The 975-nt window shown below is 69.1% G+C and carries 3 protein-coding genes; all 3 read left to right on the top strand.

The window, feature by feature from the left end:
- The first annotated feature begins 91 nt into the window (after window positions 1-91).
- Window positions 92-298, top strand: a complete 207-nt coding sequence (locus KN815_RS48310) for an acyl-CoA carboxylase epsilon subunit (protein ID WP_216348099.1) — start codon at window positions 92-94, stop codon at window positions 296-298.
- A gap of 109 nt (window positions 299-407) precedes the next feature.
- Window positions 408-866 carry a cobalamin-dependent protein gene (locus KN815_RS48315; RefSeq protein ID WP_253209721.1) on the top strand — a complete coding sequence of 153 codons (459 nt, stop codon included), beginning with the start codon at window positions 408-410 and terminating at the stop codon, window positions 864-866.
- On the top strand, window positions 863-975 hold a 113-nt coding region (locus tag KN815_RS48320; RefSeq protein WP_216348101.1), incomplete at its 3' end, for a biotin carboxylase N-terminal domain-containing protein. The genes KN815_RS48315 and KN815_RS48320, both read left to right, overlap by 4 nt.

Genomic DNA, 975 nt, shown 5'->3' on the forward strand with positions numbered 1-975 from the left:
CGAAGCGCTGCCCCCGAAGAAGCACGGCAACATCCCCCTCTGACCCCTCTGACCCCTCTGACCTCATAGAACTCGGAAAGGGCGGCCAATAGTGTTCACGGTCGTACGGGGCGACCCCACTCCCGAAGAGCTGGCCGCCGCGCTCGTGGTGGTCCGAGCCCGCGCCGCAGCGGTCTCAGCCGTCCCTGCGACGCCGCAGCACCTGGACGAGTGGACGGTCAAAACCCGCAACATCTCGTGCGACGCCTCGCTCCAACCGGGCCCGACAGCGTGGCGCAGCTCCTACTGGCCACGCTGAGGAACCCACGGGGCCCGCATCCGCGACGTCGTCGCACAAGCACGGCGAACTCCCTGGCCGGCGGCCGGTGGAGTCCTCCCGCCCCGCTGACCATTCAAACGGAGGGACCGTGAAAACTCCGCATCAACGGGCAACTCGTGCCCGTGCCGCGCCGCTGCCGGGCACCCGTATCGTCGAGCCCGGGCTTGACGGCCACGACCGCGGCGCCACCGCCACCGCCCGGGCCCCGTGCGACACCGGCTACGAAGTCATCGGCACCGACCCGCACCGGGCCCCGGAACAGATGGTCGCCACCGTCGTCGCCGAGGATGCACCGGTCCTGGGTCGCTCCGTCCTTTCAGGTGCCCACCTGACGATCGCGCAGAAGGTGATCAACCTGACCGTGCCACAGGACGCGGTCGATGTCCGGGTCCTTGTCGGCGACATCATCCCCGACATCGACATCCCCACTCTGGAGACCGCGGACATCCACGCGGTCTCCACCCCCGGCGCGGACATGGGCCAGATCCTCGAAACCACCGACCGGCTCTACGCCGCCCCGAACCAGACCCTGGAGCCGACATGCTGATGAAGGTGCTCATCGCCAACCGTGGCGAGATCGCTGTCCGTGTTGCCCGTGCCTGCCGGGATGCCGGGATCGCGAGCGTAGCCGTCTATGCCGATCCGGACCGGGACGC

Source organism: Streptomyces niphimycinicus (assembly GCF_018883605.1).
Lineage (GTDB): Bacteria > Actinomycetota > Actinomycetes > Streptomycetales > Streptomycetaceae > Streptomyces > Streptomyces niphimycinicus.